Below are 22,265 nucleotides of genomic sequence, written 5' to 3' on the forward strand. Positions count from 1 at the left end.
GCTCATGACGCGCGGGCAATCGCTGAGCAGATTATGCGAAATCATGGACCGCCTGCTGGCGCCAGATGGCTGCCCGTGGGATCGCGAGCAAACGCTCGAAACCTTGCGTCCGTTTTTAGTCGAGGAAACCTATGAGGTGCTCGACGCGATGGGACCAGGCGATGCCACGAATCACTGCGAGGAACTTGGCGACTTGCTGATGCAGGTGGTGTTTCAGGCCGCGCTGCGCCAACGCGCCGGCGCCTTTGACATCGATGGCGTGGTCGCGGGGATTTGCGACAAGCTGGTGCGCCGCCATCCCCATGTGTTCACCGCGGCAGCTGCCGACGCCCAGGCCCTCACGCCCGCTGAGGTGCTCGCGCAGTGGGACGACATTAAGGCACGCGAGAAGGCGACCGCCGGCCCGGCGGCCACGGCGGCACCAGGCGAGTCAGCGCACGCGCCGCGTACGTTGGCCGGTGTGCCAAGTGGCCCGGCGCTGCTGCGCGCGCAAAAACTAAGCAAAAAGGCGAGCAAGGTTGGCTTTGATTGGCCTGACTGGCGCGGCTCATTAGATAAGGTCACCGAAGAGGCCGGCGAAGTCGCTGCGGCGGCGGTGACCGCCGATGCCAAGGCACTTCATCACGAGATAGGCGACTTACTTTTTGCGGTTGTGAACTTAGCTCGAAAATTTGACGTCGATGCCGAGACCGCGCTACTCGACGCCGGGACGCGTTTTTCAAAGCGATTTGAATACATAGAAGATCGGCTGGCAGCGAAAAATCTCCGCCCAGCGGATTCAAATTTGGCGGAAATGGATGCGCTTTGGAACGAGGCCAAAGCGGCGCAGAAAGTGTCAAAACGTTGACCCTTTTTTGTGCAATCTACCTCCCAGCTTACGGGCGTCTGACATTGTGCGACATGAACCCCTAGTTTGCCGCAGATTATCCACAGCGAGCCGTTCAAATGGCGCCCGGACTAGCCACCAGACCTAGTGCCTTGGCACAGATAACATGAGCCACCCTGCTTGGGCTGACGCCCGAATGCCGGCGTTGCTCGTCGGTTGTTTGGACCCACCAAACGCCCTCCTCGCGCCTTGGCCTCGGACGTCATCCCGGCGCAGACTGGCTCATAACACCTGTGCCAAGGCACTAGCTGCGCTTGACACCTAGGCTGGGCCGCGCTACCTACGGCGTCCCACGGCCAGCCCGCCCCAAGGCGACTCGTCGTTCGTACCAGAGAGAACTAAACCATGGCCAATCACGCTTCAGCCGCTAAAGCCGACCGACAATCTAAGAAACACCGCATCCGCAATCGCAACGCGATGAGCACGCTGCGCACGGCCGTTAAAGCCGCGCGCGCCGCCATTGATGACAAGGCGACGGACGCCGTCAATGCGACTAAGGCCGCGATCGCTATCATCGACAAGGCCGTTACCAAGGGCCTGCTCAAGCGCAACACCGCGTCGCGCTATGTTTCGCGCCTCTCCGTTCGCGGCCGCGAGTAATCTTTACCGCACGGCGGCTTTGCCGTCCGCGCAACCCTACCGCGCTGGCGCGTTCATCAACGCGCGGGCCATTCGCAACAACGCGACTTCCTCGCCGTCTTGGCGACCGAGCGCCTTCATTTGACCGGCCGAGATAAAGCCATCGCCGACGTCGCCGCCCTTGAGCGCGGCATCGGTGGCTGCGAGTTCGACCATCACGGTGGGCGGCAGACGCAGACGTTTTGCCGCGTCGACCAGCTTGTCGACGGCAAAGGGCGGCACGCCTAGCTGACCGGGGAAGTCGCCGCGTGGAGCGCCGCGCGCGAGCAGCTCCTGTGCCTTAATTACCTGGCGCGCGAACCGCGTCACCATGGCGAGCACGCCAATCGCGGACTCGCGCTGATCGGCAAGCGCGCGCAGCGCGGCGAGTACGGCGGGCAAGTCGCGCTGGCCAAGCGCATCGGTTAGCTCAAAGACGGTGCTCTCGCGCGTCGTCGCGACGAGGGCCTCGACATGCGCCGGCGTCACCGCGCCCTGGCCGGCATAGAGCGCCAGTTGCTGCAACACGCCCGCGAGGCGTGCCAAGTCGTCGCCGATGATTTCGATGAGGCGGGCGGCGGTGCGCGGCGCAAGCGCAATACCCTGCGCCTTCGCCTCGGCTTCTAGCCAAGGCTGCAGTTGCCGGGGCGCCTTGAGCTCGATGATCCATTTATTTTTGTCGGCCGTTTGCCAAAATTTCAGTCGCTTGTCGACCTTTGTGGCGACCGCGACCAGCACGGTGGTGTCGACCGGTGCGGCGAAATAAGGCGCCAGCTTGGCGAGTTCGTCGGCGGACATAGCGGTGATATCGCGCACCAGCACCACGCGCAGCGGCGACATCATGGGCATGGTCTGCGCTAGGCCAATGATGCGGGCGGCGGTAGGCTTGCCCTCGACGACATCGACGTTGAAGCCTGCAAGCGAGGTCGGCACCAAGGCGCGCACCTCCACCAGTGCGCGCTGCACAAGCAGCGGCTGGTCCGACACGATGATGCTGGCCGGCGGCCACGTTGCCATGGCGCACCATACACCGGATCTGTGCGCGCGGTGTGGCCGCTAGCGCCTTGCGCGGCTGCCGTGAATTTGCTTCCCTTGCCGCGTGCCTGCAGCCGCCGCCACGACAGCCCTACCCGGCCAAACCTTGCGCATCGACGCCGACGCCTGCGTCGTGGGCAGTGATGGCACGCAGACCGACGTGCGCCTCGCGCCAACGTCGCTGTTGGCGGTGGATGGCGTGATTGTCGCGGTAGGCGCGCCCGCCGAAATCGACGCCGACCCGCGCGCGGTAGACGCCGTGCGCCTTTCCTGGCGCGACAAGGCCATGCTGCCCGGCACGGTCAATACGCACAATCACAGCTTTCAGTCGCTGCTGCGCGGCATTGGCGATGACCTGCCATTTTTGCAATGGCGCGATCGCGCGCTGTATCGCTTTTCGCCGGGGCTCTCGGCGCGAGACATTGAAACTGGTGCCCTGCTCGCCTTTGGCGAGATGCTGCTGCACGGAGTAACCAGCGTCTGCGATTTCTTTTATATCAATGGCGGCGACAACGAGCGCGTCGATGCGGTGCTGCGCGCGGCACAGCGGCTCGGCATCCGCGCCGTGCTCGCGCGGTGTTTTTACGATTGGGACGGTGCACCCGCGATTTATCGCGAGACGATTGGCGCGGCCGCAGATAATGCACGCGCGTTGCATAAACAATGGCACGATAACGAACGCCTGCGCACGCAGGTGCACGTCGCGCCACACAGCCTGCACGGCGCGTCGCAGGGCATGATCGAAATGGGCAGCGCGGTGGCCGGCGAGCTCGGCGTGCCGTGGCACATCCACCTCGCCGAGGAGAGCTATCAAGTCGACGCCGCGGTGGCGCGCTATGGCCAGCGCCCGATGCACGCGGTGGCGGCCATGAACGTCGACGTTGCGCGCATGATTGCCGTGCATGCGTGTTGGTTCGACGAGGGCGAGCGCGAACTGCTCGCGGCGCGCGGTGGCAGCCTAGCTTACTGCCCCGGCTCCAATATGTTTCTCGGCGATGGCATCACCAATATTCCGCATTTGCTGCGCCTGCGCGTGCCAGTGGGGCTTGGCACCGACGGCGGCTGTTCGAATAATCGCGTCAGCGTGTTCGACGAGATGCGCATGTGCGGCCTCTTGCAAAAAGTCGCCGCGACCGACGGCCAGGCGATGACCGCCGAGCAATGCTTGGCGCTCGGCACGCGCCGCGCCGCCAACGTGCTGCGTTTGCCAGTGGGGCTGCTCACGCCTGGCATGCGCTGCGACGTGGTGGCGGTGGACCTTGGCGACCCCAGCCTGTGGCCGGCGCAGGCACTGGCCAAGAACGTCGTCTACGCGCTGGCCTCGCGCGCCATCACGGACGTCGTGGTCGACGGCGACGTGGTGGTTCGGGACCGCGCCTTGGTGAACGTCGACCTCGCCGAGATTCGCGCCCGGGTTAGCGAGCTAACCGCGACCTGGCAGCCGTAGACGCTGCCGCGAATTCGTGGCACGTTGCCCCTCATGTCGAGTGCCGCCGAGACCGTTAGCGTCAAGCTTAGTACGTCGCAGCTGCGCCATGGCATCTCCGCGTTGGTGGGGTTGGCGCTTGGCGCATTTCTCGTGATCAAGACCAACACCCTCGGGCAATGGGCGGGCTACGGCCTGCTCGCCTGGGGCGCATACCATGCCGTTTGGTGGATCTACACCACGGCCACTGGCGCTGCGGCGCTCGTGGTTGGGCCGGCACAGACCCAGCTACCCGCGCGCTCATCTCGCGGCCCTCAAGCGACGCTTCCCACCAGCTCCCTCACGGCGGCGTATCTGCTCCGTCATGCCTCGCCATGGAACAAGGCGGCCCCGACGCTAGTCATTGAAACCGGCGAACGGGCTTATTTGTATCCTCGCGATTGGTTCGCCGGCGAGGCCGACCAGCGCCGCATCATCGATGCCATCGCGTCGCACACCGGCGGCGCGCAAGACAGCGCAAGCTAGGGCGCGCATCAAGGCGCCAGGGCGGTGCTTAACGGCGCGGCGCGTTTGATTGAAAAGGGCTATCTTTGTTTAGTTGAAGAGAAAATTTCAGCGTAGCGATTAGCTATCTGAGGGCTTCAAACCTCCCCGGAGTCGGCATTCTGAACCCCGCCAGCCCGGCTCCGCCGCTGCCACCCTCCCCGATTTCCGCCTAAAATTTCCTAGCCCCATCCCCCCTTCAGACATGCTCGCCAATGTAGTCGGCGATAACGCGCTGCGCTAGTGCGGACAAAAGAGATTCGGTGCGTGCTGTTTCACCTGGCGCGGCGCGGTGCCGCCGGATATGACGACTCATGGTTGAAACGCAGGCGAGAACGTTGCAAACGTCCAACAGGGTGCGCCTGCCAGCCGTCAGCCTCCTGGCCTCGCTGTTGACCGCGAGTTGCGGTGGCGGGGCCGGTGCGTCCCCGCCCGCGACAAGACCTGCGCACGCGAGCGAGACGCGCTCGCCACAACACTCGGTGCCAGCACTCGCCGCTCCGGAAGCCGAGCCTACTGACGCACTCGTCGCCGCCACACCGGGAGCCACCCCGACAACCGCAGTTACTGAACTCACCTGTCCGAGTCTGCCAGCCACGCGCCCCGCCGACTTCACAATCTCAGTCATGCTGGCCAGCACCCACCCCATGCCGACCGGCCGTCGGTTCGACCGCGTCGAACTCGTGGCGGAAACCGGCAGCTGCAGCGAGGCGGTGTGCTGGCGCGTGCCGAACGCAAAGTTTGATCTAATATACGCGGCGCTCATCGGTCACGCCGGCACGGCGCCGGTTGCGTATCGCCCCACGGATGGCTCGCTGATGATGCACATGAACGAGCGTTACCTCTCGATGCGCTGGTCAGGCGGTCGATGCGCAGTGGAAGACAGCTACCAACTTCGTATTATCGACAAGGACCGAGCGGCCTTCGACGCCAGCTGGGACGCGATTGGGGTCTTGTTTGGCGCGAGCGGACCGCTTGGCATGAAAAACTAACCCGTGGCTGTTAGCTATTCTTCGCTGTGCAAATCGCCGGTCCCGGACACGTAGTCGCGCCAGGCATCGGGGGTGGAACGCATCGAGATGCAAATCAATATCAGTCATCTGAAGGCTTTAAAGCCCCGTGATCCGGCATCTTGCAACCTGGCTGCCCCTCGGCTCGTACCACCCACCGCTATTTCCGCCTGAAATTTCCTATCCCCGTCGATCACCATTACCATCGCGCTATCTGGCGCCGTCATGATCGGACAGCAAGTCGTGTCCGATGCCGAGCTCGATGCCATGCTACAGGCGGCCTCCGTGAAAGATGCCACCACGCAGGTGGTGCTACTCGCCGACAAGGGCGTGCCGCATGGCCGCGTCGTCGGCCTCATGGAGCGCCCCAAGGCGGTGGGGCTAACCCGCCTGGCGATCGCGACTTCGCCGAATTTGACCGGGCGGGGACGCGGCTGAATTGATGCTTGAAGCGCGGGGATCATGGCTGCTACGATGAGGCATGCGCTGGGAAGACCGGATTTCGATTGTTCCTTCAGTTCGAAGCGGCAAGCCGTGCATTAAGGGAACCCGCATCGCGGTCTTCGATATTCTCGAGTACCTCGCGGGGGGGATGAGCGAAGATCAGATCCTTGCAGATTTCCCATCACTCATACGCGACGACATCCGCGCGGCGTTGGCGTTTGCGGCGGCGCGAGAACGTCGCCTCGCCAACCCCGAGGCGGCGTGAAACTTTTGCTTGATGAAAATATAAGTCCGTCGCTTGTGCCCTTGTTGGGCTCACAATCCTTACAGGCTGACCACGTTGAAACGCTACGCTTGCGCGGTGCCGCTGACGTGGAAATTTGGGACTACGCCAAGCACCATGGATATGTGATTGCCTCGAAAGATAGTGACTTTCGACAACTGAGTTCGCTGTTCGGCCATCCACCTAAGGTCATCTGGCTGGCCGTCGGCAACGCTGCGACACGCGCTATTGCTACCCTCCTAATCGATAATCTCGCGCAGCTCCAAGCCTTCCACGACGACGCAGAAGCGAGCATGTTGGTGCTGCGACCGCGCTGAATTGGCGAAACATTCGCATCCCAACACGATTCGGCAACGTGAAAAACACCACCACGCAGGTGGTCTTGCACGCCTAATTAGATAGGGACGGGAACCCGCTCCTAGATCGACCACACCCTCCACGGGGGATGTTCATCGACATTGGGCGCTGCTTGTCGGCGTTTATGAACGTCCCTTGATCAATCTCAGCTATCTGAGGGCTTCAAATCCCCCCGGAGTCGGCATTCTGAACCCCGCCAGCCCCGGCCCTGCGCCTTTCACCCTCCGCCATTTTAGGCCCCGAATTTCCTATCCTCACCAATGCTACGTCGTGGCCGCGGCGCAATGGGGCCAGCACAATTCAAAGCGCGTCACCTACGGCCATTCGATGATTGTGACGCCTTGGGGCGAGGTGCTTGGTGAGAAAGCCGCGGGCGATGGGCTCCTCACCGCTACGCTTTCGGCGGCGGCGCAAGCGCAAGTGCGCGCGCAATTGCCATGCTTGCAGCATGCTCATAAACCATCTTAGCGCAGCTAAAATACCTTGTGCCAGCGCGAAAACGCCGCGTGGGCAATGATTAGCATGTCGTCGTTGATGGAAATAGCGTAGCCAGCAAACGATGGCGTCGCGGCGGCAAGTGCCGTTCGCAGCTCGGACGCATGGTGCGCCGTGACAACGGAAGGGAGCTTGCGCAGCAGCCCTACAAACGCCTGTTGGTAAGCGGCTAGCTCGTGCGCCTCACTGGGGTGGGGCAAGGGTTGCCGGGTCACGCGAGCCTCGTCGCCGAATTCGCGCCCAGCATGGAGATCACTTGAAGCGGTGAGAAACGTATCGACTTCGCGCTTCATGCGCTGAAAATCGAGAAACAGCTCGTCCGCCTGGCCTTGCAAGGTGCCAGCGAGTCGTTCTAAAAATACCACCTCAACGCGCGGGCATTGCGGCAGACATTGCCGAAGCATGGTCCACACGTCCTCTGGCACCAGCTGGTCGTGGGTGTCGCGCCGCTTAGTGGCGCCACCGGCGACCGCGTGCATGCGACCGCCCGAGACGTGAATTTCGCGCACCCGGTGCAGTGGCAAGGCGCGCAGCAGTTGTTCGGCCGGGATCGAAAAATTAATCGCTTGGCAGTAGAGATTGTGCAAATCCAAAACAAATGGCGCGTCGCTTGCGACTAGTATTTCCTCGATCATGTCGCCTTGCAACGCGACATCATCCATGGAAATCGCGAGGGCTAGATTTTCCACGCCGACCGGACGTCCAACGGCATCGGCGATGCGGCCGAGCTGATCGCGCGCCGTTTGCACCGAAGCGCGGCAGGGCGGCGACGGCAGCGGTGCACCACGCAGCATGCCCTTGATAGTGGAAAACCCGACGTGCTCGGTAATGTGCACCGCGGAGGCGAGTTGGCGCAGCGTCGCGGTCTTCTCGAGCGCGGCTTGTTGCCGTGGCTCAAATTCGGCCGAAAATGCCGAATACATCACGCCGTGGCCATAGAGAGCGCCTTGGCCCGCAAAATATTCGATCAGGCCGAGCGCCCACGGGGGCTGAGTTGTTTCGACATCCCAACTCCATTCCAGCGCCTCGACGTAATTTCCAATGAGCAAGGGTTTGGCGGCGACCAGCCAATCCTTGCTAGGCATGAGCGTCAGCCCAACCTTAATCTGCCGCGAGTTCGGCCTTGCCGCCGCGGCGTCAATCATGTTCAGCCTAAGCCGCAGCCTGGGCAGTTATCTGGGGTTGGCTCGGGCGGGTCCGTTGGATCGGTCGGGTCCGTTGGCTCGGGCGGTTCCGTTGGATCTGTTGGTTCGCTTGGGTCGGTTGGCGCCGGGTCCGCAATGTCTACGCACTCGGTAGTAACGATCTGGATGCAAACCTCGGCATCAAGTTCGCATGGTATCGCCGATTCTATACATTGCTGGCCCTCGCCACAGTCGGCGTCGGTTAGGCATTCGCCCTCCCCCGAGTTTTCCAGATTTTGCTGGTTTGATTCGTTTGACTCAGAGGCGCACGCGGCACCGAGAGACAAGATAGCGGCAATTGCAAAATTATATCTAAGGTTCTTGTTTTTCAGCATGCGGGTAGCTAGAGCAAGTTATGTGCCACATCGGTTGCCATGTGGGTGCACCGATAAATTACATGATATCTGCCAGTTAACCGTTAGGTTCTGACGCGAGGCCACAGAATTTCGGAGCCAGGCCTCAGATTTTCGAGATGTACGGCATTCACGCGCGCGCTAGAAAATCGAGCAACGCCGCGCCTGACCTGCCTGGCAGAAAAGAGGCCATAAATTCCTAGAAAGTTGACACTGATGCCCAGCCAGGAGAGCCGGGATGAGGAAGAACAAATTTAGCGAAGAGAAGATGGTAACGATTCCGCGGGAGGCCGACCAGCACCCAATTGCCACGGTGGCTAAACGCCACGGGGTGAGCGAGGCGACGATTTACGCGTGGCGACAGCGCTTTGGCGGCGCGGCCGCCGACGATGTCAAACGCCCGCGGCAGCTCGAAACGGAGAATGCAAAGCTCAAGAAGTTGCTGGCCGATCGACTGCTCGAGATTGACATCCTAAAGGAGTTCAACCAAAAAAAGTGGCAGGCGCACCCGCGCGCCGCTGCCAGGTCGCGGCCGCCCAGGCACGCGGATTGTCGCAGCGTCGCGCGTGCGCGCTGCTTGGCATGACGCGAGCGGTATTTGCGTACCAAGCGCAGCGTGCGGTGCTGGACGCGCCGGCGATCGCCAAGCTGCGCGAATTATCAGCGACCTACCCACGAACAGGCTCGTGAGCCTTCACGGCGCCCCGCGCCACATCCGCTGCGACAATGGCCCGGAATTCATCGCGCACGGCACCGCCGAGTGGACAGACAGCGAGCAGATTGACCTGGCCTTTTGTCGACCCCGGAAAGCCATGGCAACATGGGGCCGATGAAGGCTTCAATGGTCGCTTTCGCGACGAGTGCCTCAATCTCGAATGGTTTCGCAATCGGGTCGAAGCGCGCGTGCTCATCGAGGCCTGGCGCATCCACTACAACACCGTTCGACCACATTCGAGTCTGGGCTACTTGACGCCTCATGCGTTCAAGCACAAAACGATCGAACAACAACCAATGGCATTGGCGGCAAATTTCTAGAAACGATTGGCATCAAAAAGCCAGGCAGGTCAGGCGCGCCGGATTGCCCCATGGCTCGCCGGCAATTTCGCAAGCGCTCCAATCTCAGCTATCTGAGGGCTTCAAATCCCCCCGGAGTCGGCATTTTGAACCCCGCCAGCCCTGCTCGGCGCCTGCTTCCCTCCCCGATTTCCGCCTAAAATTTCCTATCCCCGTCAAAGTCCATCATGGCGACGGTGCGCGTTTCATCGTGGCAACACAGCGTCGTGCCGGCGCCCACGCTCAAGGCAGCGGCAACGGCGATAGGAATTAACACGCGCGCGACCGGGACACGTGTCCGCCGCGTCCGAGGGGAGATTTTCATGGCGCGATACTAGCGAGGCTTTGCGCCCCGCGCTGTCACCAACGGCACATTTGCCGAGATAACTTAGTCGCCTTCCTAAAAAATCAGCGTGCCATTGGGCGGCACAATGATGACAACCTGGCGCGTATCGAGCACCGCGACCGCATCACTTAGCACGACAAGCTGGAGCACAAATACTTGGGCCTCGGCTGCGCCGGGCACAATGGTATTTTGCGCGACCACTTCAAATGTCGCCTCTACGCCGGGCTGCACCTGCAACATAATTTGGCCGCTGGAATCGACCTGCATACCGCCTGGCGGTGCGGGCGAAATCGCGAGCGGGGTAATCGACGAAATAAAATCCGACGGATCGATCAGATTGCCCTCCAATGTGGGCTGTGGCGTACTACGCGGCTGCGACGACAGGTCGAGGACCGCATAGTTGACGAGCACGCGCACGGCCTGCACAATTTGGCGGACAAAATCGCCACCGCCGCTGGGGGACACTTCGAACACCAACGGGCAGCCGAGCGACGTAGGCGCCTGGCCGACGCCGTTTAGCCCAGTGCAGCACTGTGCGTTACTGCAACCGGCAGGCCGGCCGCCAAAGTATGGGTCGTTCCACGCGTTAGGTTGCGCGATGGCGCCTGTTGCGCTGGCGACGTCGCGCATGTCAGTGTGAGGTCCGCACGGAGCGCCACTTGAGAATCGATTGGAGTCAATGCCTACGACGCGAATCCCCTTGGCGGTCAGCGCCGCCTTGGTGGCGACACGACTCGCTGCGCCGGCAATTCCTACATACGACAACGATACGTCGTCGCATTGCACCGTAGAGCTACCCGAGTGATGCCACGCCGCGTCGCCGATTTGAACCACGATTGGCAACGCCGCTTCGCGAAACCCGACGCCACCGAGCAGGCCATGCTTGGCCGGCACGTAGCCGGAAAGCGGCTCAAACACGGTCACCCAGCTACCTAAGCCGGCGCCGGTCGCAATTTGATACAAGGCCTCCCATCCCGATTCTGGGTAGTCAGCTCCTTGACCCAAGTTGAGCGCCCCCACGCCGGCCTGCGCCTCGCTCGCGCTGGTGGTGATGCGCTGGTGAAGGCGAAAGGGTAGATCTACCAAGCCGCCGTATGGACTCATTGGCATGTCTTCAAAGCCCGACACGCCAAATGCGACATCCGGTATGCCAATATCCGGTGCGGAAATTTGGGTAATGATGGATTGCAGACCGCTCTTGAGCGCGCTGATTTCATCTTCCATCGATGCGGTGGTGTCCATGCTAAATTGAACGTCGGCACGCGACACGTTGGTGGCAAACGTCAGTGACTTAGTTTGTGGCGCGACCTCGTAGGGCAAGATGAACACGAAATCCTCGTCGGATACGCCGACGCTGGCGTCCAGCGGGTCCGGATCACCGTTGCAATCGCTGGGTGCGATGACGCACTGTTCGTGCAAGGTGACTTCGACGAGATCCGAGTAGCCGTCGCCATCGGTGTCCTGCGTTGTGCGCCCTGTGCCGAGCTCAAACTCGCGTGCGTCGGAGAGCCCATCGGCATCGCTGTCGAGATCGAACGGGTCACTTGATCCATCGCCATCGGTGTCGACCGAAGGCGTGCTCGGATTCGCATCGCCTGCTTCCTCCGCATCAGAGTAGCCATCGTTATCGCTGTCAAGATCTTGTGCGTTGGGCGTGCCGTCGCCATCAAAATCGCCGGTGCCTTCTTCGGCATCGGTCAGCGTGTCGCCGTCGCTGTCGGGGCCATCATAGGAAATTGGCGTTGGGCCATCCAAAGGATCCGGACCACACGCAGCGAGCAGCGATAACGCACAGGCAACAAGGAGGCGGTTACTCATGGCATTTGCCTAACGCATGAGGTCCGGCCAGTCAAACAAATTCGTCCGACCAATATATTCTGGCTTAATTCGCTATATATTACAATCCGTTAACGCGTCTCATCTCGCTAAAACGCCGGCGACCGCGGCCTTCATCGCCGTCTTACCGCAGCGGGTGCGCACGCCGTCGACCGCCTTGACCATGTCGAGCCAGGCCGCCTGCTCGTCCATGCGAATCATCACTTCGTAGACGCCATATTGCTTGATCGCCTCGCGCATCGATTCGCGCACGTTGGCGCGGCTAATCGAAACCATGTCGGTTTGGATGCACACGCTTTCAATATTTTCACCTTTTGACGGCGCGCCGATCGAAACAGGGATGTCATAAAAACCATTGGACGGGCTAACGCAAAAATCGCCACCTCGATTTACGTCGATGGTAATCGGCGGCTTGTCGGAAATGACGTCGGTCGGCAAGAACGCGCGCGCCTCATCGCGGTAGCCTGTGAGAAACACGGGCTTTACGCCTGTCGCCTTGAGCCGCTGCAAAAACGGCAGCACGCGCACCCACGACACGCCGCGATCGATCGCTATGCGAGTCGGGCCGGCGAGGAGTGGCAATTTTTTTCGTCGGTGGTCGTCTTCACCACCACTAGCGGCAGCCCCTCAGGCACCTCGCTGGCTTTGTCAGCCTCAGGCAAAATCGCCCCACATCAATCTCAGCTATCTGAGGGCTTCAAATCCCCCCGGAGTCGGCATTTTGAACCCCGCCAGCCCTGCTCGGCGCCTGCCTCCCTCCCCGATTTCCGCCTAAAATTTCCTATCCCCGAAGGGAAATCCGCTCGCCAATGGGCGTTGCCACCCACGCGTCTTTGCGCCCCTGCAGCCGCGTCAGAATGGCGTCGATCTGATCATTCGACGTGGTCTGAAGATGAGCCGTGTTGGCCTCGGCGCTTGGAAACGCGGGCGAGGTCATGCCGCGACATTATAGTTTATTGGCAAAATAGCCAAGACATCATGCGTTGCCCGCCAACCGTAAGCCCTGGAATTCACGATCGAGGCGTGTGCGGCTTAAGGTATGTCGCCAGCAAATTTGGCCCAATTGCAACCATGCATTACACGGTTGCGAAAGCCAACATGAAGCCTCAAATGGCGGAACGTGGCTATTTCGTATCCCCCAAGGGCAGTCGTCACTCCCTCAACGATACGTTCACCATGGAGTATTTGAGTCTTCACAGTTGTAGGTAGGAAAGGTGCACACCGCTGACCGGCAACTATTGCAAAAAATTTGTTCACCAGCAGGTTCGCCGGCGCCAACAGCAATAGAGAGGTCCTGAATCTTTAGACGAGTGAGGGACAATTTTTTACGCGTTTGGTTTTTCATAACTAACGCTGCTTGTACGATTTACAGTCATGTCTCGTCAACAAGAATTGATTGGACCAATCAATGAATATATTTCACCGGAGGTTGAAAACTGCCGCTGATTGGAAATTTTCAGAATCACTATATTTTATACTAATTTTTTCAAGTATTTACGTATGGCGATCTCTACTATGTTTCAATGTAAAAAAACTCATTCCGAATAATTGGCCCATCCATAACTCAGATAGACACTCACAACATCAGCCGAAACGGCAGAATTCGCTCGCATCACCGCCTGCCAGTGCGGTGAATAGGTGCACCGGAAACACACCCGGATTTCTTGCCTTGAGTCGAGTTTACGACCAGGGCGTCCCTTCATGGGGCGACTTCTGACAACACGGTACACAAGCCGCTAGTAAAGCGGCATCTCTTTTAGAAACAGCTCGTGCGGCTCAAAGGGCGCGCCGGATTGCCCCATGGCTCGCCGGTAATTTCGCAAGCGCTCCAATCTCAGCTATCTGAGGGCTTCAAATCCCCCCGGAGTCGGCATTTTGAACCCCGCCAGCCCCGGCCCGGCGCCTGCCACCCTCCCCGATTTCCGCCTAAAATTTCCTATCCCCCATCGAAGACTTAGTCGGATTCCTCGCAGAAGCCGCGGCGACGGCCGAGGCGGCAATCATGGCTGGCACCTCGGACACCATAGGCAAGACCATGGTGCTCGACGTGGTCTTGCGGTGCTTCGTCGCGGCGAATGGCCAGATCGCGACGATGCTGGCGTATGAGTTGCGCGAGCTGCAGGATCAAGTGGCGGCACAGCGTTAGCGGCGGCGCGAGCGGTCGGCCTCGCACACGTTTTCTGACGTGCAAACCCAGGTGTGGCGCACCGTGGTCCCCAAGCCCGAGCCGCCGTTGTCAGCAGACGCGCAGCCCATCGTTAGCACGCTGCAGAGCAAGCTTGTGGCGACGCCACGCGACGTTCGCGCGTATGCCCAGAGCAAGTGCGAGATTGCGACCGGCGTCGATCCCTCGATCGTTGCGGTGAAGATTTTAGCGAGCGCCCGATGGAGCGCGCGATTATGGCCGAGCTGTGGCATCGCACGACCCAGGCTGTCGAGCACTTAAGCGTGATGATGCATGGCCTCCGCATGCGCCAGAACCTGCCGCTGCATGTCTCAGATAATGAGCTGCCCATGGCGTTGACCGCGGCCTCGTTTCGCCTCATGCGCGAATTAGCGACCAGCGCGCTCGAGACCATTGCCCTGGTGCGCGATGAGTACGCGGTGATCGAGGCGCAGGCGCGCTCGCAAACCAAGCGGCCGACGCTAACGATGTTTGCGTTTAGCGCAGATGAGGGCAAGGCCTCGTGACGGAGCTAAGCACGCGGTGGCTGCGCTTGCGCGACGAGCGCTTGGCCTTGTCGGAGGGCGAGTGCAACGATTTTCGCGCCGACATGTTTGATGTGATCGCGACGCAGCTCGCGCTTGGCGGTTGGTGAGCGCGAAGTCATTTTAGATGTGGTGACGCGGGTGTGGCGCGAGACCATTACCGTCGCCATGCTTGCCGCGGTTGAGCGCGCTTTGCAGATGCGAGATGTGTTGTTGGCGGGCGGCACGCCAGCGGCTAAGTAAGCGAGCATCCACCTTAGTGCTGATTATCGCTCAGTTTTACGTATCGCACTCTCAGATTTCTGAGACGTATCGCACGTAACTAATGAGAAAGACGGTTGGCAGCGGTGGCCTCGCCGTTGCATGGTTGGGCCAAATGAGTAAATCGCTAGCTAGTCGCGTCTACATGCGGTTCGTGTTGGGTCTCGTGGTGGTGGCGCTTGGGGCCTGTCTTGTGCCAACGGAGGACGTTACGGCCCCTCCGCCATGTCCGGATATCGCTTATGCGCCCGAACGCAATCCGGAAACGGGTAGCTGCGAAAACAGAAATGAATGGGATTGCAACATGGGACCGCAAACCGGTGGGCCTGGTGGGCCTATGCCGCCAACGGCGCCAATGCAAGCTTGGGCGGCATGTGGCACGGTGTGTGAACAACTAGGTGAAGCCGACTGCGACGCGAACGGCAGCTGTCAGACAGCTTATATAGATGGTTCATTCTGGGGATGTTGGGAGATCAACTATTCGCTGGCCTGGGAGGGATTGGTGTCATGTGACCAACTCGATGCATCCATGTGTTCCGGGAGCTCGGAATGCAATCCCAACTACGTCACTCTAGAAGTCTTCCCAGATGAACAAGGCAACTGGGATCTTGCCACCGCATTTGATAGCTGCAGCGCGGATACCTACGTGCCGCCGCTTTCGTGCGCCAACGTTTTATGCAACGTCGGCACGCATTGCGAATTGATCGATCCTAATGGCGAGGTGTGTTTTGAAGACGAGGCGACGCCGCCGGACTGCCAGCCAGCGTGTATTGCCAATGGCGATGAGCCAGGCACATGCTATGGCGATGTAGTTTGCAATGCTGCGCCGCCAGCATGTCCTGGCGAAACGCTGCCAGGCATAGCCTTTGGTTGCTGGTCCGGTTACTGCATCCCTGTGTCAGCGTGTGAACCAGCGCCAATGTGTGAGGCCGTCTCAGGGGAAGCCTCCTGTATTGCGAGACCCGACTGCGCGCCGCTCTATCAGCAATGTCTCCCTACGGAAGATTGCATGTACAAATACTGGGGTTGCACCAGCGATTTGGAAGGATGATCATCGTGAGAACCAATGTGAAAAATTTCGTGCTATCGCTGGCGGCTATTTCGTCATTGAGCGGCTGCATCTTTGAGGGCAACAAATGTGAGGCGATCGTTGATTTGGCGGCGCCAACGCGCAACCCGTATACGGGCGAGTGTGACCAGCACGGCGGCTATGGGCCAACGTCTTGTGATGGTGACACGCTGGTTGGAGCTGAGGAGCCGGCCCCCTATTCGCAATTCCCATGGGCGGCTTGCTATTCGCAATGCGAAGCCCTCGATGAACTTACATGCGCCGCGACCAGCGGATGCCAGGCGGCTTACGAACAGTATATGGGCCCCGAAGATGTCCTCGTTGATCCGACATTTTGGGGTTGCTGGGCAACAGCCGAAAACTATTTATCGTCCATGCAGCCTTGTGAGTCGTTGGTCGCCGAGCCTTGCACGATGCGCGACGACTGCAGTCCGATCTATAGCGATTTCGCGCAGAAAACGGAGAACGAGCCGGTTCCACCGCCGCTGCACCAGTTTGCGGCGTGCCGCGCTGAGCAAGCCGAGCAAGGTTGCTACGGCGACCAGGACTGCGGCGAAGGCTTTGACTGCACCGCAGATACCGAATGTTTGTCGCCTCCGGGGTGCGGCGGGGAGCAGGGGTGCCCGGAGGTTTGCTATGGCCGCTGCGTTCCCACAGAGCCACCACCGCTGCCGGGCAATTGCTATGGCACGGTGTTGTGCGAAATGGTGCAGCCCGCATGTCCATCAGGCACGTTACCTGGCATCGCCAATGACTGCTGGACCGGTTACTGTATCCCGCTAGCCGCGTGCGAATCGCCGGCGTGTGGATCGCTTGGCCAAGCAGCGTGCGAGAGCGCCTCGTCATGCCAACCGATTTATGCCGGCACCGACTGCACGTGTGACGCGTCGGGATGCTCGTGTGAGACGTTGACGTATGCCTATTGCAACGACGCATAAGTCACGTTAAGGGTGCGTGGGTCGCGCCCGTGCGTCCCCTCGACCTATCCGCGGTGTTCGGTTAGACTTCCAGGCAAGCCCTTGCCCGGCTCGTACCACCCATCGCAATTTTCGCCTTAAATTTCCTATCCCCCAAGAACGGCGTGGGTAGAAGAAGGAGCGCCGGGGCGCTGGCCCTTTGCAACCGCGCCCGGTGCCTAAAGAACCACGCTTAGACTAAAACGTGACTTCGAAGGTCACCGAATTGTTTTCGTAGTTCATCTCTTCGATTTGCTTTTCGTCGTTGATCGAAATTTGCAGCGTGTAGGTGCCCGGTGTCACGTCGGTGATGTCGACCCATTGGCAAGGCAGGCCGGCGCCGTAGACGTCTTCCCAGCCGCGTGAAATGCCTTGGTTGCCGCAGTGATAGCCAAAGCCAGGTATCGACGAGCCGTCGATATGCTTGATGTCCATCAGGCAAAACGCCTGCTTGTGGCCGTTGGCGACGATGCCGCCGCCCCCGACCACCTTGTAGTCGGCGTAACCCGTCATGTGGTGGTGGCCATGACAGGCCGACCATGCATAGATGCCCTCCGAGACGCCGTCGGGTGGCACCGGCCCCAAGGTGATATCGCGCGCGCCTGCATTGCCGGTAGCGGTGTCAAAGCGGAGCAGCCGCCGCAGCCCCGTGCCGCCGATGCACTCCTCGACGAGCTCGCACGCCTCGTCGGTAAAGAACTCGGAGCTGACAAACCACGAGTCGCGCATGCGCGCTTCGGCAAGCACGATATCTGGGAGCCCATCTGGGTCATAGGGGGCAATCACCGTGGCGCCGTCGGGCGCATCTGACGGGGCATCTATGGGGCTATCGATCGGCGCGTCAACCGGTGCATCCGGCGGGGGTGGCGGTGGCACCAACTCGTCCGGACCGCCGGCGCACGCCGCGCTCGCAGTAATCGCAAAGGCCAGAACCGTACCGACGAGCCGTTTCATGGCGCCATCATGCCACGAAGCGCCGCAACCGCAACACGGAGTTGCAGGCGCCGCCAAACGACAACTAACCTTCGCTGCGCGCAAAGGTCGCGACCACCTCAAAATGTGAGGTCTGCGGCATGGCGTCGATGGCGACCACCTGCGGCAGGGTGAAGCCGCTTCCGAGCAACACCGCGGCATCGCGTGCCAGCGTCATCACGTCGCAGGAGACGTAGATCACCTTGGCGGCGCCAAGCGCGTGCAACTGCTCGACCACGGCAAGTGCGCCGGCACGGGGCGGATCGAGCACGACGGTGCCAAAGGTTCGGCCCTGCGCTACCAGGGCCTCGACGCATTCAACCGCATCCTGCGCGACAAAGTCGACGCCTTTCAGTGCCGCCCCGGGGCGCACTAGATCGTTGGCCACGACGCGCCATCCGGCGTTTGTCAGGGGCAAGCTGAAATTGCCTGCCCCGGCGTACAATTCTAATAAGGGACGGCCCTCCCCTGGGCCCGCGGCACGCAGCACCGCGGCGCGCATCGCCTCATTGGCCTCGCGGCCGGCCTGGGCAAAATCGCGCGCGCTGCTAAACACACCGGGATCGAGTTCGACCTGAGCTTGGCCAAGCACGACGTCGCCGCCTGCGCCATAGCCCGTGACGCCGACCACGCCGGGCAGCGCTAAGATCGAAGCCAACACCTCGCGGTCGGGCACGCCGGAAATTGCCACGTGCAGCTGCCCTGCGCTGCCTTCAAGCACCGCGACATCGCCGCTGCCGGGCGGCCCCCCACGAGTCGCTCGCGAAGGCCCCCCATGAGCTGCGACAGCGCCGGCGTGAGCTGCAGGCAGGCCGAAATATCGACCACGCGATGGGTTTGAGGCGCGAAGAAGCCAAAATAAAACGTTTCCTCGGTGCGCCGAAAGTGAAACCGCGCGCGCCGCCGCCACGCGGTCACTTGCTTCATGCCAACCCACTCAATGGCCGTGCCCGCGGCGACAAAGCGGCGCAGCGCAAACGACGCGGCGGAGAGCTTGGCCTCGGCCTGCGCTTCATAACTGACGTGCTGCCAGGTGCAACCGCCGCACGTGTTCACATAGGGGCATGGCGGCTTCACTCGCGCCGTGCCGGGTGTGACGATGCTGGTGAGCTTGGCCTTGGCAAAGCGGGCGCTTTCTTGATGCACGATGACGCGGACGGCGTCGCCGGGCGCAGTGTGCGGCACGAACACGACGCGGCCGCTGCCATCTCGCCCCACGCCATCGCCGCCGTACGCCAAGCGGTCGATTTCGACCAAAATATCCGCTCGCCGCTGCTTCATGTCTTCTTTGCCGCACCCGCCAAAATAGCCTGGGCGATACTACACAGGCCGCTTGCCAACGCAATTGCCCGCGGCGCTTGTTGCCTGCCGCTGGCGTCGCCACTATGGTCGCGCGGCATGAACAAAGTCTGCGCCGACGCCGCCCACGCCCTCGCCGATGTCCACGACCATGCGACCATCATCGCAGGCGGTTTTGGCCTCTCGGGCAACCCCGAAAACTGCATTTTGGAGCTGGCGCGCAAGGGCACCAAGGGCCTGACCATCATCGCCAACAACTGCGGCACCACCGACAAGGGCCTCGGCGTGCTGCTGGCGCAGGGCCAGGTTAAAAAGATGATCGCGTCGTATGTCGGCGAGAACAAAATCTTTGAGAAGCAGTTCTTATCCGGCCAGCTCGAGGTTGAGCTCTGCCCACAGGGTACGCTTGCCGAGCGGATTCGCGCCGGGGGGGCCGGCATTGAGGCGTTTTTCACCCCGACGGGCTTTGGCACCAAGGTCGCCGAGGGCAAGGAAACGCGCGATCTCGGCGGCGTACATTGCGTCATGGAGACTGCGCTGCGCGGCGACTTCGCCATCGTCAAGGCGTGGAAGGGCGACCGCTGGGGCAACCTTATCTATCGCCACACCGCGCGCAACTTCAACCCGCTCGCCGCCGCCGCCGGCAAGATCACCATCGCCGAGGTGGAAGAGCTGGTAGAGGTCGGTGAGCTTGACCCCAACCAAATCCACACGCCGTCGATTTATGTCCAGCGCATCTTTGTCGGCAAACACTACGAAAAGCCGATCGAACAGCGCACCGTGCGCAAACGCGCGTAGCCCCCGTGTCTTCTGTTATCGCTCCAAGCCCGCACCCACGCAACGAGGCCCCATGATCCGCTTAACCCGTGAACAAATTGCCATGCGCGTCGCCCGCGAATTGCGCGATGGCAACTACGTCAACCTCGGCATCGGCATGCCGACCTTGGTTGCCAATTACATCCCCGCCGGCATCGACGTCATCTTGCAGTCGGAAAACGGCATGCTCGGCATCGGGCCGTTTCCCTATGAGGGCGACGAAGACCCCGACCTCATCAATGCCGGCAAGCAAACGATTACGGCGATCCCTGGCTCGGCGTTTTTTGATTCGGCCGAATCGTTTGCGATGATTCGCGGCCGCCACGTCGACGTCAGCGTGCTCGGCGCGATGGAGGTCTCCGAACACGGCGACCTCGCCAACTGGATGATTCCCGGCAAGATGGTCAAGGGCATGGGCGGCGCCATGGACCTCGTGGCCGGCAGCAAGCGCGTGATCGTCATGATGGAGCACACCACCAAAGACGGCGTGTCCAAGGTGTTGCCGGCGTGCACGCTGCCGCTCACCGGCGTGCGCTGCGTCCACGTCATCTGCACCGATCTTGCGGTCATGGACGTCACGCCAGATGGCCTCATGCTGCGCGAGCGGGCACCAGGCGTCAGCGTAACCGATTTGGTCGCTGCCACGGAAGGCCGGCTGATTGTGCCTAGTCACGTGCCCGAGATCGACGTCGGCGACGCGACGGTGCGTGCATGAAGCAGCGCAAGGCGTCATTCGCCACCCACGCGGATATTGCCATCAAAGAGGCGTATGGCCCGGGCGACCTCGGCGACGCGTCCGCCACGCAGGCGGCGCTTGGAGCGCCTGGCGCGTATCCATTTACCCGCGGCGTGCAGCCTTCGATGTATCGCGGGCAGCTATGGACGATGCGGCAATACGCCGGCTTTGGCACCGCGGCCGAGTCAAACCAGCGCTACAAGTATTTGCTCGCGCAAGGCGGCAAGGGCCTCTCGGTCGCCTTTGACCTGCCGACGCAAATGGGCCGCGACTCGGATCATCCTATGGCACGCGGCGAGGTCGGCCGCGTCGGCGTGGCGATCGATTCCCTCGAAGACATGCGGGTGCTCCTCGACGGCCTGCCGCTCGATCAGGTCTCGACCTCAATGACAATTAACGCTACGGCGGCGACGCTGCTCGCGCTGTATGTCGCCGTCGGCGATGAGCGCGGCGTGCCACGTAGTGAGCTGCGCGGCACCATCCAAAACGATATTCTCAAGGAATACATCGCGCGCGGCACCTATATTTATCCGCCGTCGGGCTCGATGCGCCTCATCACCGATGTGTTCACATTTTGCAGCCACGAGGTACCAAATTGGAACACGGTCTCGATCAGCGGCTATCACATTCGCGAGGCCGGCGCCGATGCGGTGCAAGAAGTCGCCTTCACGCTGGCCAACGGCATGGCCTATGTCGAGGCGGCGGTGCGCGGCGGGCTGGCCGTCGACGACTTCGCGCCGCGCCTTTCGTTCTTTTTTAACGGCCACAATAACTTCATCGAGGAGGTCTCCAAGTTTCGTGCCGCCCGCCGCATGTGGGCGCGCATCATGCGCGACACCTTTGGCGCCAAAAACGCCAAGAGCCAGATGTTGCGCTTTCACACCCAAACTGCGGGCGTTACGCTGCAGGCGCAACAGCCGCTCACCAACGTCGCGCGGGTTACGATCCAGGCGCTCGCCGCGGTCCTAGGCGGCACCCAATCACTTCACACCAATTCGTATGACGAGGCGCTCGGCCTGCCAACGCCTGAGGCAGCCACCCTCGCCTTGCGCACGCAACAGGTCATCGCGCATGAATCGGGCGTGGCCGATTTCGTCGACCCGTTGGCGGGGTCTTATGCCGTCGAGGCGATGACCAATGAAATCGAGGCGCGCGCGCAGGCCTATCTCGATAAGATTGCGCAGCTTGGCGGCGCCGTCGCGGCGATCGAACAGGGGTTTCAGCCGCGCGAAATAGAGCGCCGCGCCTACGAGCACCAACGCGCCGTGGAAAGCCGCGAACGCATCGTCGTTGGGGTCAATGACTTTGTCATCGACGACGAAACCGAGATGCCGGTGGCCAGCCTTGACCCGGACCTAGAAACGCAGCAAGTCGCCCGCCTCGCCGCGCTGCGCGCAGGGCGCAATAGCGACGCCCACCGCGCCGCCTTGGCCGACCTGCGCAGCTGTGCCCAAGGCTCACAGAACGTCATGCCGGCGCTGCTCGCGTCTGTTAAGGCGTCGGCAACGGTAGGCGAAATCGCCGACGTCATGCGCGACGTGTTTGGCACATATCAGCCCCAGCGATCGCTGTAGGTGG

At 61.3% G+C, this 22,265-nt stretch carries 25 protein-coding genes and 1 pseudogene; 18 read left to right on the top strand and 8 right to left on the bottom strand.

Features of this window, described 5'->3' with window-relative positions; genetic code table 11:
• The first annotated feature begins 4 nt into the window (after window positions 1–4).
• Window positions 5–847 (top strand): nucleoside triphosphate pyrophosphohydrolase, encoded by an 843-nt coding sequence (gene mazG / locus IPL79_06065; protein MBK9070551.1) that lies wholly within the window; start codon window positions 5–7, stop codon window positions 845–847.
• Between the two features lie 384 nt (window positions 848–1,231).
• Window positions 1,232–1,486 (top strand): 30S ribosomal protein S20, encoded by a 255-nt coding sequence (gene rpsT / locus IPL79_06070; GenBank protein ID MBK9070552.1) that lies wholly within the window; start codon window positions 1,232–1,234, stop codon window positions 1,484–1,486.
• 36 nt (window positions 1,487–1,522) lie between these two features.
• On the opposite strand, the gene holA is transcribed toward rpsT, so the two are convergent.
• On the bottom strand, window positions 1,523–2,521 hold the full coding sequence (holA, locus tag IPL79_06075; protein MBK9070553.1) for a DNA polymerase III subunit delta: 999 nt from the start codon (window positions 2,519–2,521) through the stop codon (window positions 1,523–1,525).
• Window positions 2,522–2,603: 82 nt separating this feature from the next.
• Here holA and IPL79_06080 point away from each other — a divergent pair, with 82 nt between their 5' ends.
• From IPL79_06080 to IPL79_06110, 7 genes are all read left to right on the top strand, one after another.
• On the top strand, window positions 2,604–3,986 hold the full coding sequence (locus IPL79_06080) for an amidohydrolase family protein (protein ID MBK9070554.1): 1,383 nt from the start codon (window positions 2,604–2,606) through the stop codon (window positions 3,984–3,986).
• A 33-nt stretch (window positions 3,987–4,019) separates the two neighbouring features.
• Window positions 4,020–4,490 carry a hypothetical protein gene (locus IPL79_06085; GenBank protein ID MBK9070555.1) on the top strand — a complete coding sequence of 157 codons (471 nt, stop codon included), beginning with the start codon at window positions 4,020–4,022 and terminating at the stop codon, window positions 4,488–4,490.
• A 644-nt stretch (window positions 4,491–5,134) separates the two neighbouring features.
• Window positions 5,135–5,500 carry a hypothetical protein gene (locus tag IPL79_06090; protein MBK9070556.1) on the top strand — a complete coding sequence of 122 codons (366 nt, stop codon included), beginning with the start codon at window positions 5,135–5,137 and terminating at the stop codon, window positions 5,498–5,500.
• 243 nt (window positions 5,501–5,743) lie between these two features.
• Window positions 5,744–5,956: a hypothetical protein gene (locus IPL79_06095; protein MBK9070557.1), complete on the top strand. Its 213-nt coding sequence runs from the start codon at window positions 5,744–5,746 to the stop codon at window positions 5,954–5,956.
• A gap of 43 nt (window positions 5,957–5,999) precedes the next feature.
• Window positions 6,000–6,227, top strand: coding sequence for a DUF433 domain-containing protein (locus IPL79_06100; protein MBK9070558.1), 228 nt, complete (start codon window positions 6,000–6,002; stop codon window positions 6,225–6,227).
• Window positions 6,224–6,562 carry a DUF5615 family PIN-like protein gene (locus IPL79_06105; GenBank protein MBK9070559.1) on the top strand — a complete coding sequence of 113 codons (339 nt, stop codon included), beginning with the start codon at window positions 6,224–6,226 and terminating at the stop codon, window positions 6,560–6,562. The genes IPL79_06100 and IPL79_06105 overlap by 4 nt, the downstream gene beginning before the upstream one ends.
• A 148-nt stretch (window positions 6,563–6,710) precedes the next feature.
• Window positions 6,711–7,070: a hypothetical protein gene (locus IPL79_06110; protein ID MBK9070560.1), complete on the top strand. Its 360-nt coding sequence runs from the start codon at window positions 6,711–6,713 to the stop codon at window positions 7,068–7,070.
• A gap of 5 nt (window positions 7,071–7,075) precedes the next feature.
• Here the strand turns inward: IPL79_06110 and IPL79_06115 are convergent, their stop codons facing one another.
• Window positions 7,076–8,242: a DUF692 family protein gene (locus IPL79_06115; GenBank protein ID MBK9070561.1), complete on the bottom strand. Its 1,167-nt coding sequence runs from the start codon at window positions 8,240–8,242 to the stop codon at window positions 7,076–7,078.
• A gap of 630 nt (window positions 8,243–8,872) precedes the next feature.
• Here IPL79_06115 and IPL79_06120 point away from each other — a divergent pair.
• Window positions 8,873–9,669 (top strand): annotated as a pseudogene (locus IPL79_06120) (transposase).
• 418 nt (window positions 9,670–10,087) lie between these two features.
• Here the strand turns inward: IPL79_06120 and IPL79_06125 are convergent.
• The 3 genes from IPL79_06125 to IPL79_06135 all read right to left on the bottom strand — a co-directional run bounded on the left by IPL79_06125 (window position 10,088) and on the right by IPL79_06135 (window position 12,806).
• Window positions 10,088–11,851, bottom strand: a complete 1,764-nt coding sequence (locus IPL79_06125; GenBank protein ID MBK9070562.1) for a hypothetical protein — start codon at window positions 11,849–11,851, stop codon at window positions 10,088–10,090.
• A 99-nt stretch (window positions 11,852–11,950) separates the two neighbouring features.
• Complete coding sequence (locus tag IPL79_06130) at window positions 11,951–12,406, bottom strand: hypothetical protein (protein ID MBK9070563.1); 456 nt, start codon at window positions 12,404–12,406, stop codon at window positions 11,951–11,953.
• A 244-nt stretch (window positions 12,407–12,650) separates the two neighbouring features.
• Window positions 12,651–12,806 (bottom strand): hypothetical protein, encoded by a 156-nt coding sequence (locus IPL79_06135; GenBank protein ID MBK9070564.1) that lies wholly within the window; start codon window positions 12,804–12,806, stop codon window positions 12,651–12,653.
• Window positions 12,807–13,871: 1,065 nt separating this feature from the next.
• On the opposite strand from IPL79_06135, the gene IPL79_06140 reads away from it, so the two are divergent.
• The 5 genes from IPL79_06140 (at window position 13,872) to IPL79_06160 (ending at window position 16,846) form a co-directional block, all read left to right on the top strand.
• The gene (locus IPL79_06140; protein MBK9070565.1) at window positions 13,872–14,015 is read left to right on the top strand and encodes a hypothetical protein; all 144 of its coding nucleotides are present in this window, start codon (window positions 13,872–13,874) and stop codon (window positions 14,013–14,015) included.
• Window positions 14,016–14,254: 239 nt separating this feature from the next.
• Entirely contained in the window at window positions 14,255–14,560 is a 306-nt protein-coding gene (locus IPL79_06145) for a hypothetical protein (protein ID MBK9070566.1), read from the top strand.
• Between the two features lie 114 nt (window positions 14,561–14,674).
• Complete coding sequence (locus tag IPL79_06150; protein ID MBK9070567.1) at window positions 14,675–14,821, top strand: hypothetical protein; 147 nt, start codon at window positions 14,675–14,677, stop codon at window positions 14,819–14,821.
• 133 nt (window positions 14,822–14,954) lie between these two features.
• Complete coding sequence (locus IPL79_06155) at window positions 14,955–15,890, top strand: hypothetical protein (GenBank protein ID MBK9070568.1); 936 nt, start codon at window positions 14,955–14,957, stop codon at window positions 15,888–15,890.
• A 5-nt stretch (window positions 15,891–15,895) separates the two neighbouring features.
• Window positions 15,896–16,846 carry a hypothetical protein gene (locus IPL79_06160; GenBank protein MBK9070569.1) on the top strand — a complete coding sequence of 317 codons (951 nt, stop codon included), beginning with the start codon at window positions 15,896–15,898 and terminating at the stop codon, window positions 16,844–16,846.
• A 216-nt stretch (window positions 16,847–17,062) separates the two neighbouring features.
• On the opposite strand, the gene IPL79_06165 is transcribed toward IPL79_06160, so the two are convergent.
• The 3 genes from IPL79_06165 to IPL79_06175 form a co-directional block, all read right to left on the bottom strand.
• Complete coding sequence (locus IPL79_06165; protein MBK9070570.1) at window positions 17,063–17,818, bottom strand: hypothetical protein; 756 nt, start codon at window positions 17,816–17,818, stop codon at window positions 17,063–17,065.
• A gap of 64 nt (window positions 17,819–17,882) precedes the next feature.
• Entirely contained in the window at window positions 17,883–18,527 is a 645-nt protein-coding gene (locus IPL79_06170; protein MBK9070571.1) for a hypothetical protein, read from the bottom strand.
• The gene (locus IPL79_06175; protein MBK9070572.1) at window positions 18,479–19,117 is read right to left on the bottom strand and encodes a TRAM domain-containing protein; all 639 of its coding nucleotides are present in this window, start codon (window positions 19,115–19,117) and stop codon (window positions 18,479–18,481) included. Before IPL79_06175 ends, IPL79_06170 begins: the two co-directional genes overlap by 49 nt.
• Window positions 19,118–19,234: 117 nt before the next feature.
• On the opposite strand from IPL79_06175, the gene IPL79_06180 reads away from it, so the two are divergent.
• The 3 genes from IPL79_06180 to IPL79_06190 are packed head-to-tail and all read left to right on the top strand — an operon-like array spanning window position 19,235 to window position 22,261.
• Entirely contained in the window at window positions 19,235–19,933 is a 699-nt protein-coding gene (locus IPL79_06180; GenBank protein MBK9070573.1) for a CoA transferase subunit A, read from the top strand.
• 52 nt (window positions 19,934–19,985) lie between these two features.
• Window positions 19,986–20,666: a CoA transferase subunit B gene (locus IPL79_06185; protein MBK9070574.1), complete on the top strand. Its 681-nt coding sequence runs from the start codon at window positions 19,986–19,988 to the stop codon at window positions 20,664–20,666.
• Entirely contained in the window at window positions 20,663–22,261 is a 1,599-nt protein-coding gene (locus IPL79_06190) for a methylmalonyl-CoA mutase (protein ID MBK9070575.1), read from the top strand. The genes IPL79_06185 and IPL79_06190 overlap by 4 nt, the downstream gene beginning before the upstream one ends.
• Window positions 22,262–22,265: the final 4 nt, after the last annotated feature.

Source organism: Myxococcales bacterium (assembly GCA_016716835.1).
Taxonomy (GTDB): Bacteria; Myxococcota_A; Polyangia; order Haliangiales; family Haliangiaceae; genus JADJUW01.

What these genes read in the sequence shown, in the direction of transcription:
- IPL79_06115 (MBK9070561.1), bottom strand. Translation starts at nt 8,242, where the DNA reads ATGATTGACGCCGCGGCGGCAAGGCCGAACTCGCGGCAGATTAAGGTT.
- mazG (MBK9070551.1), top strand. Translation starts at nt 5, where the DNA reads ATGACGCGCGGGCAATCGCTGAGCAGATTATGCGAAATCATGGACCGC.
- IPL79_06165 (MBK9070570.1), bottom strand. Translation starts at nt 17,818, where the DNA reads ATGAAACGGCTCGTCGGTACGGTTCTGGCCTTTGCGATTACTGCGAGC.
- IPL79_06190 (MBK9070575.1), top strand. Translation starts at nt 20,663, where the DNA reads ATGAAGCAGCGCAAGGCGTCATTCGCCACCCACGCGGATATTGCCATC.
- IPL79_06175 (MBK9070572.1), bottom strand. Translation starts at nt 19,117, where the DNA reads ATGAAGCAGCGGCGAGCGGATATTTTGGTCGAAATCGACCGCTTGGCG.
- IPL79_06085 (MBK9070555.1), top strand. Translation starts at nt 4,020, where the DNA reads ATGTCGAGTGCCGCCGAGACCGTTAGCGTCAAGCTTAGTACGTCGCAG.
- IPL79_06140 (MBK9070565.1), top strand. Translation starts at nt 13,872, where the DNA reads ATGGCTGGCACCTCGGACACCATAGGCAAGACCATGGTGCTCGACGTG.
- IPL79_06125 (MBK9070562.1), bottom strand. Translation starts at nt 11,851, where the DNA reads ATGAGTAACCGCCTCCTTGTTGCCTGTGCGTTATCGCTGCTCGCTGCG.
- IPL79_06185 (MBK9070574.1), top strand. Translation starts at nt 19,986, where the DNA reads ATGATCCGCTTAACCCGTGAACAAATTGCCATGCGCGTCGCCCGCGAA.
- IPL79_06090 (MBK9070556.1), top strand. Translation starts at nt 5,135, where the DNA reads ATGCTGGCCAGCACCCACCCCATGCCGACCGGCCGTCGGTTCGACCGC.
- IPL79_06155 (MBK9070568.1), top strand. Translation starts at nt 14,955, where the DNA reads ATGAGTAAATCGCTAGCTAGTCGCGTCTACATGCGGTTCGTGTTGGGT.
- IPL79_06135 (MBK9070564.1), bottom strand. Translation starts at nt 12,806, where the DNA reads ATGACCTCGCCCGCGTTTCCAAGCGCCGAGGCCAACACGGCTCATCTT.
- rpsT (MBK9070552.1), top strand. Translation starts at nt 1,232, where the DNA reads ATGGCCAATCACGCTTCAGCCGCTAAAGCCGACCGACAATCTAAGAAA.
- IPL79_06180 (MBK9070573.1), top strand. Translation starts at nt 19,235, where the DNA reads ATGAACAAAGTCTGCGCCGACGCCGCCCACGCCCTCGCCGATGTCCAC.
- IPL79_06095 (MBK9070557.1), top strand. Translation starts at nt 5,744, where the DNA reads ATGATCGGACAGCAAGTCGTGTCCGATGCCGAGCTCGATGCCATGCTA.
- IPL79_06100 (MBK9070558.1), top strand. Translation starts at nt 6,000, where the DNA reads ATGCGCTGGGAAGACCGGATTTCGATTGTTCCTTCAGTTCGAAGCGGC.
- IPL79_06145 (MBK9070566.1), top strand. Translation starts at nt 14,255, where the DNA reads ATGGAGCGCGCGATTATGGCCGAGCTGTGGCATCGCACGACCCAGGCT.
- holA (MBK9070553.1), bottom strand. Translation starts at nt 2,521, where the DNA reads ATGGCAACGTGGCCGCCGGCCAGCATCATCGTGTCGGACCAGCCGCTG.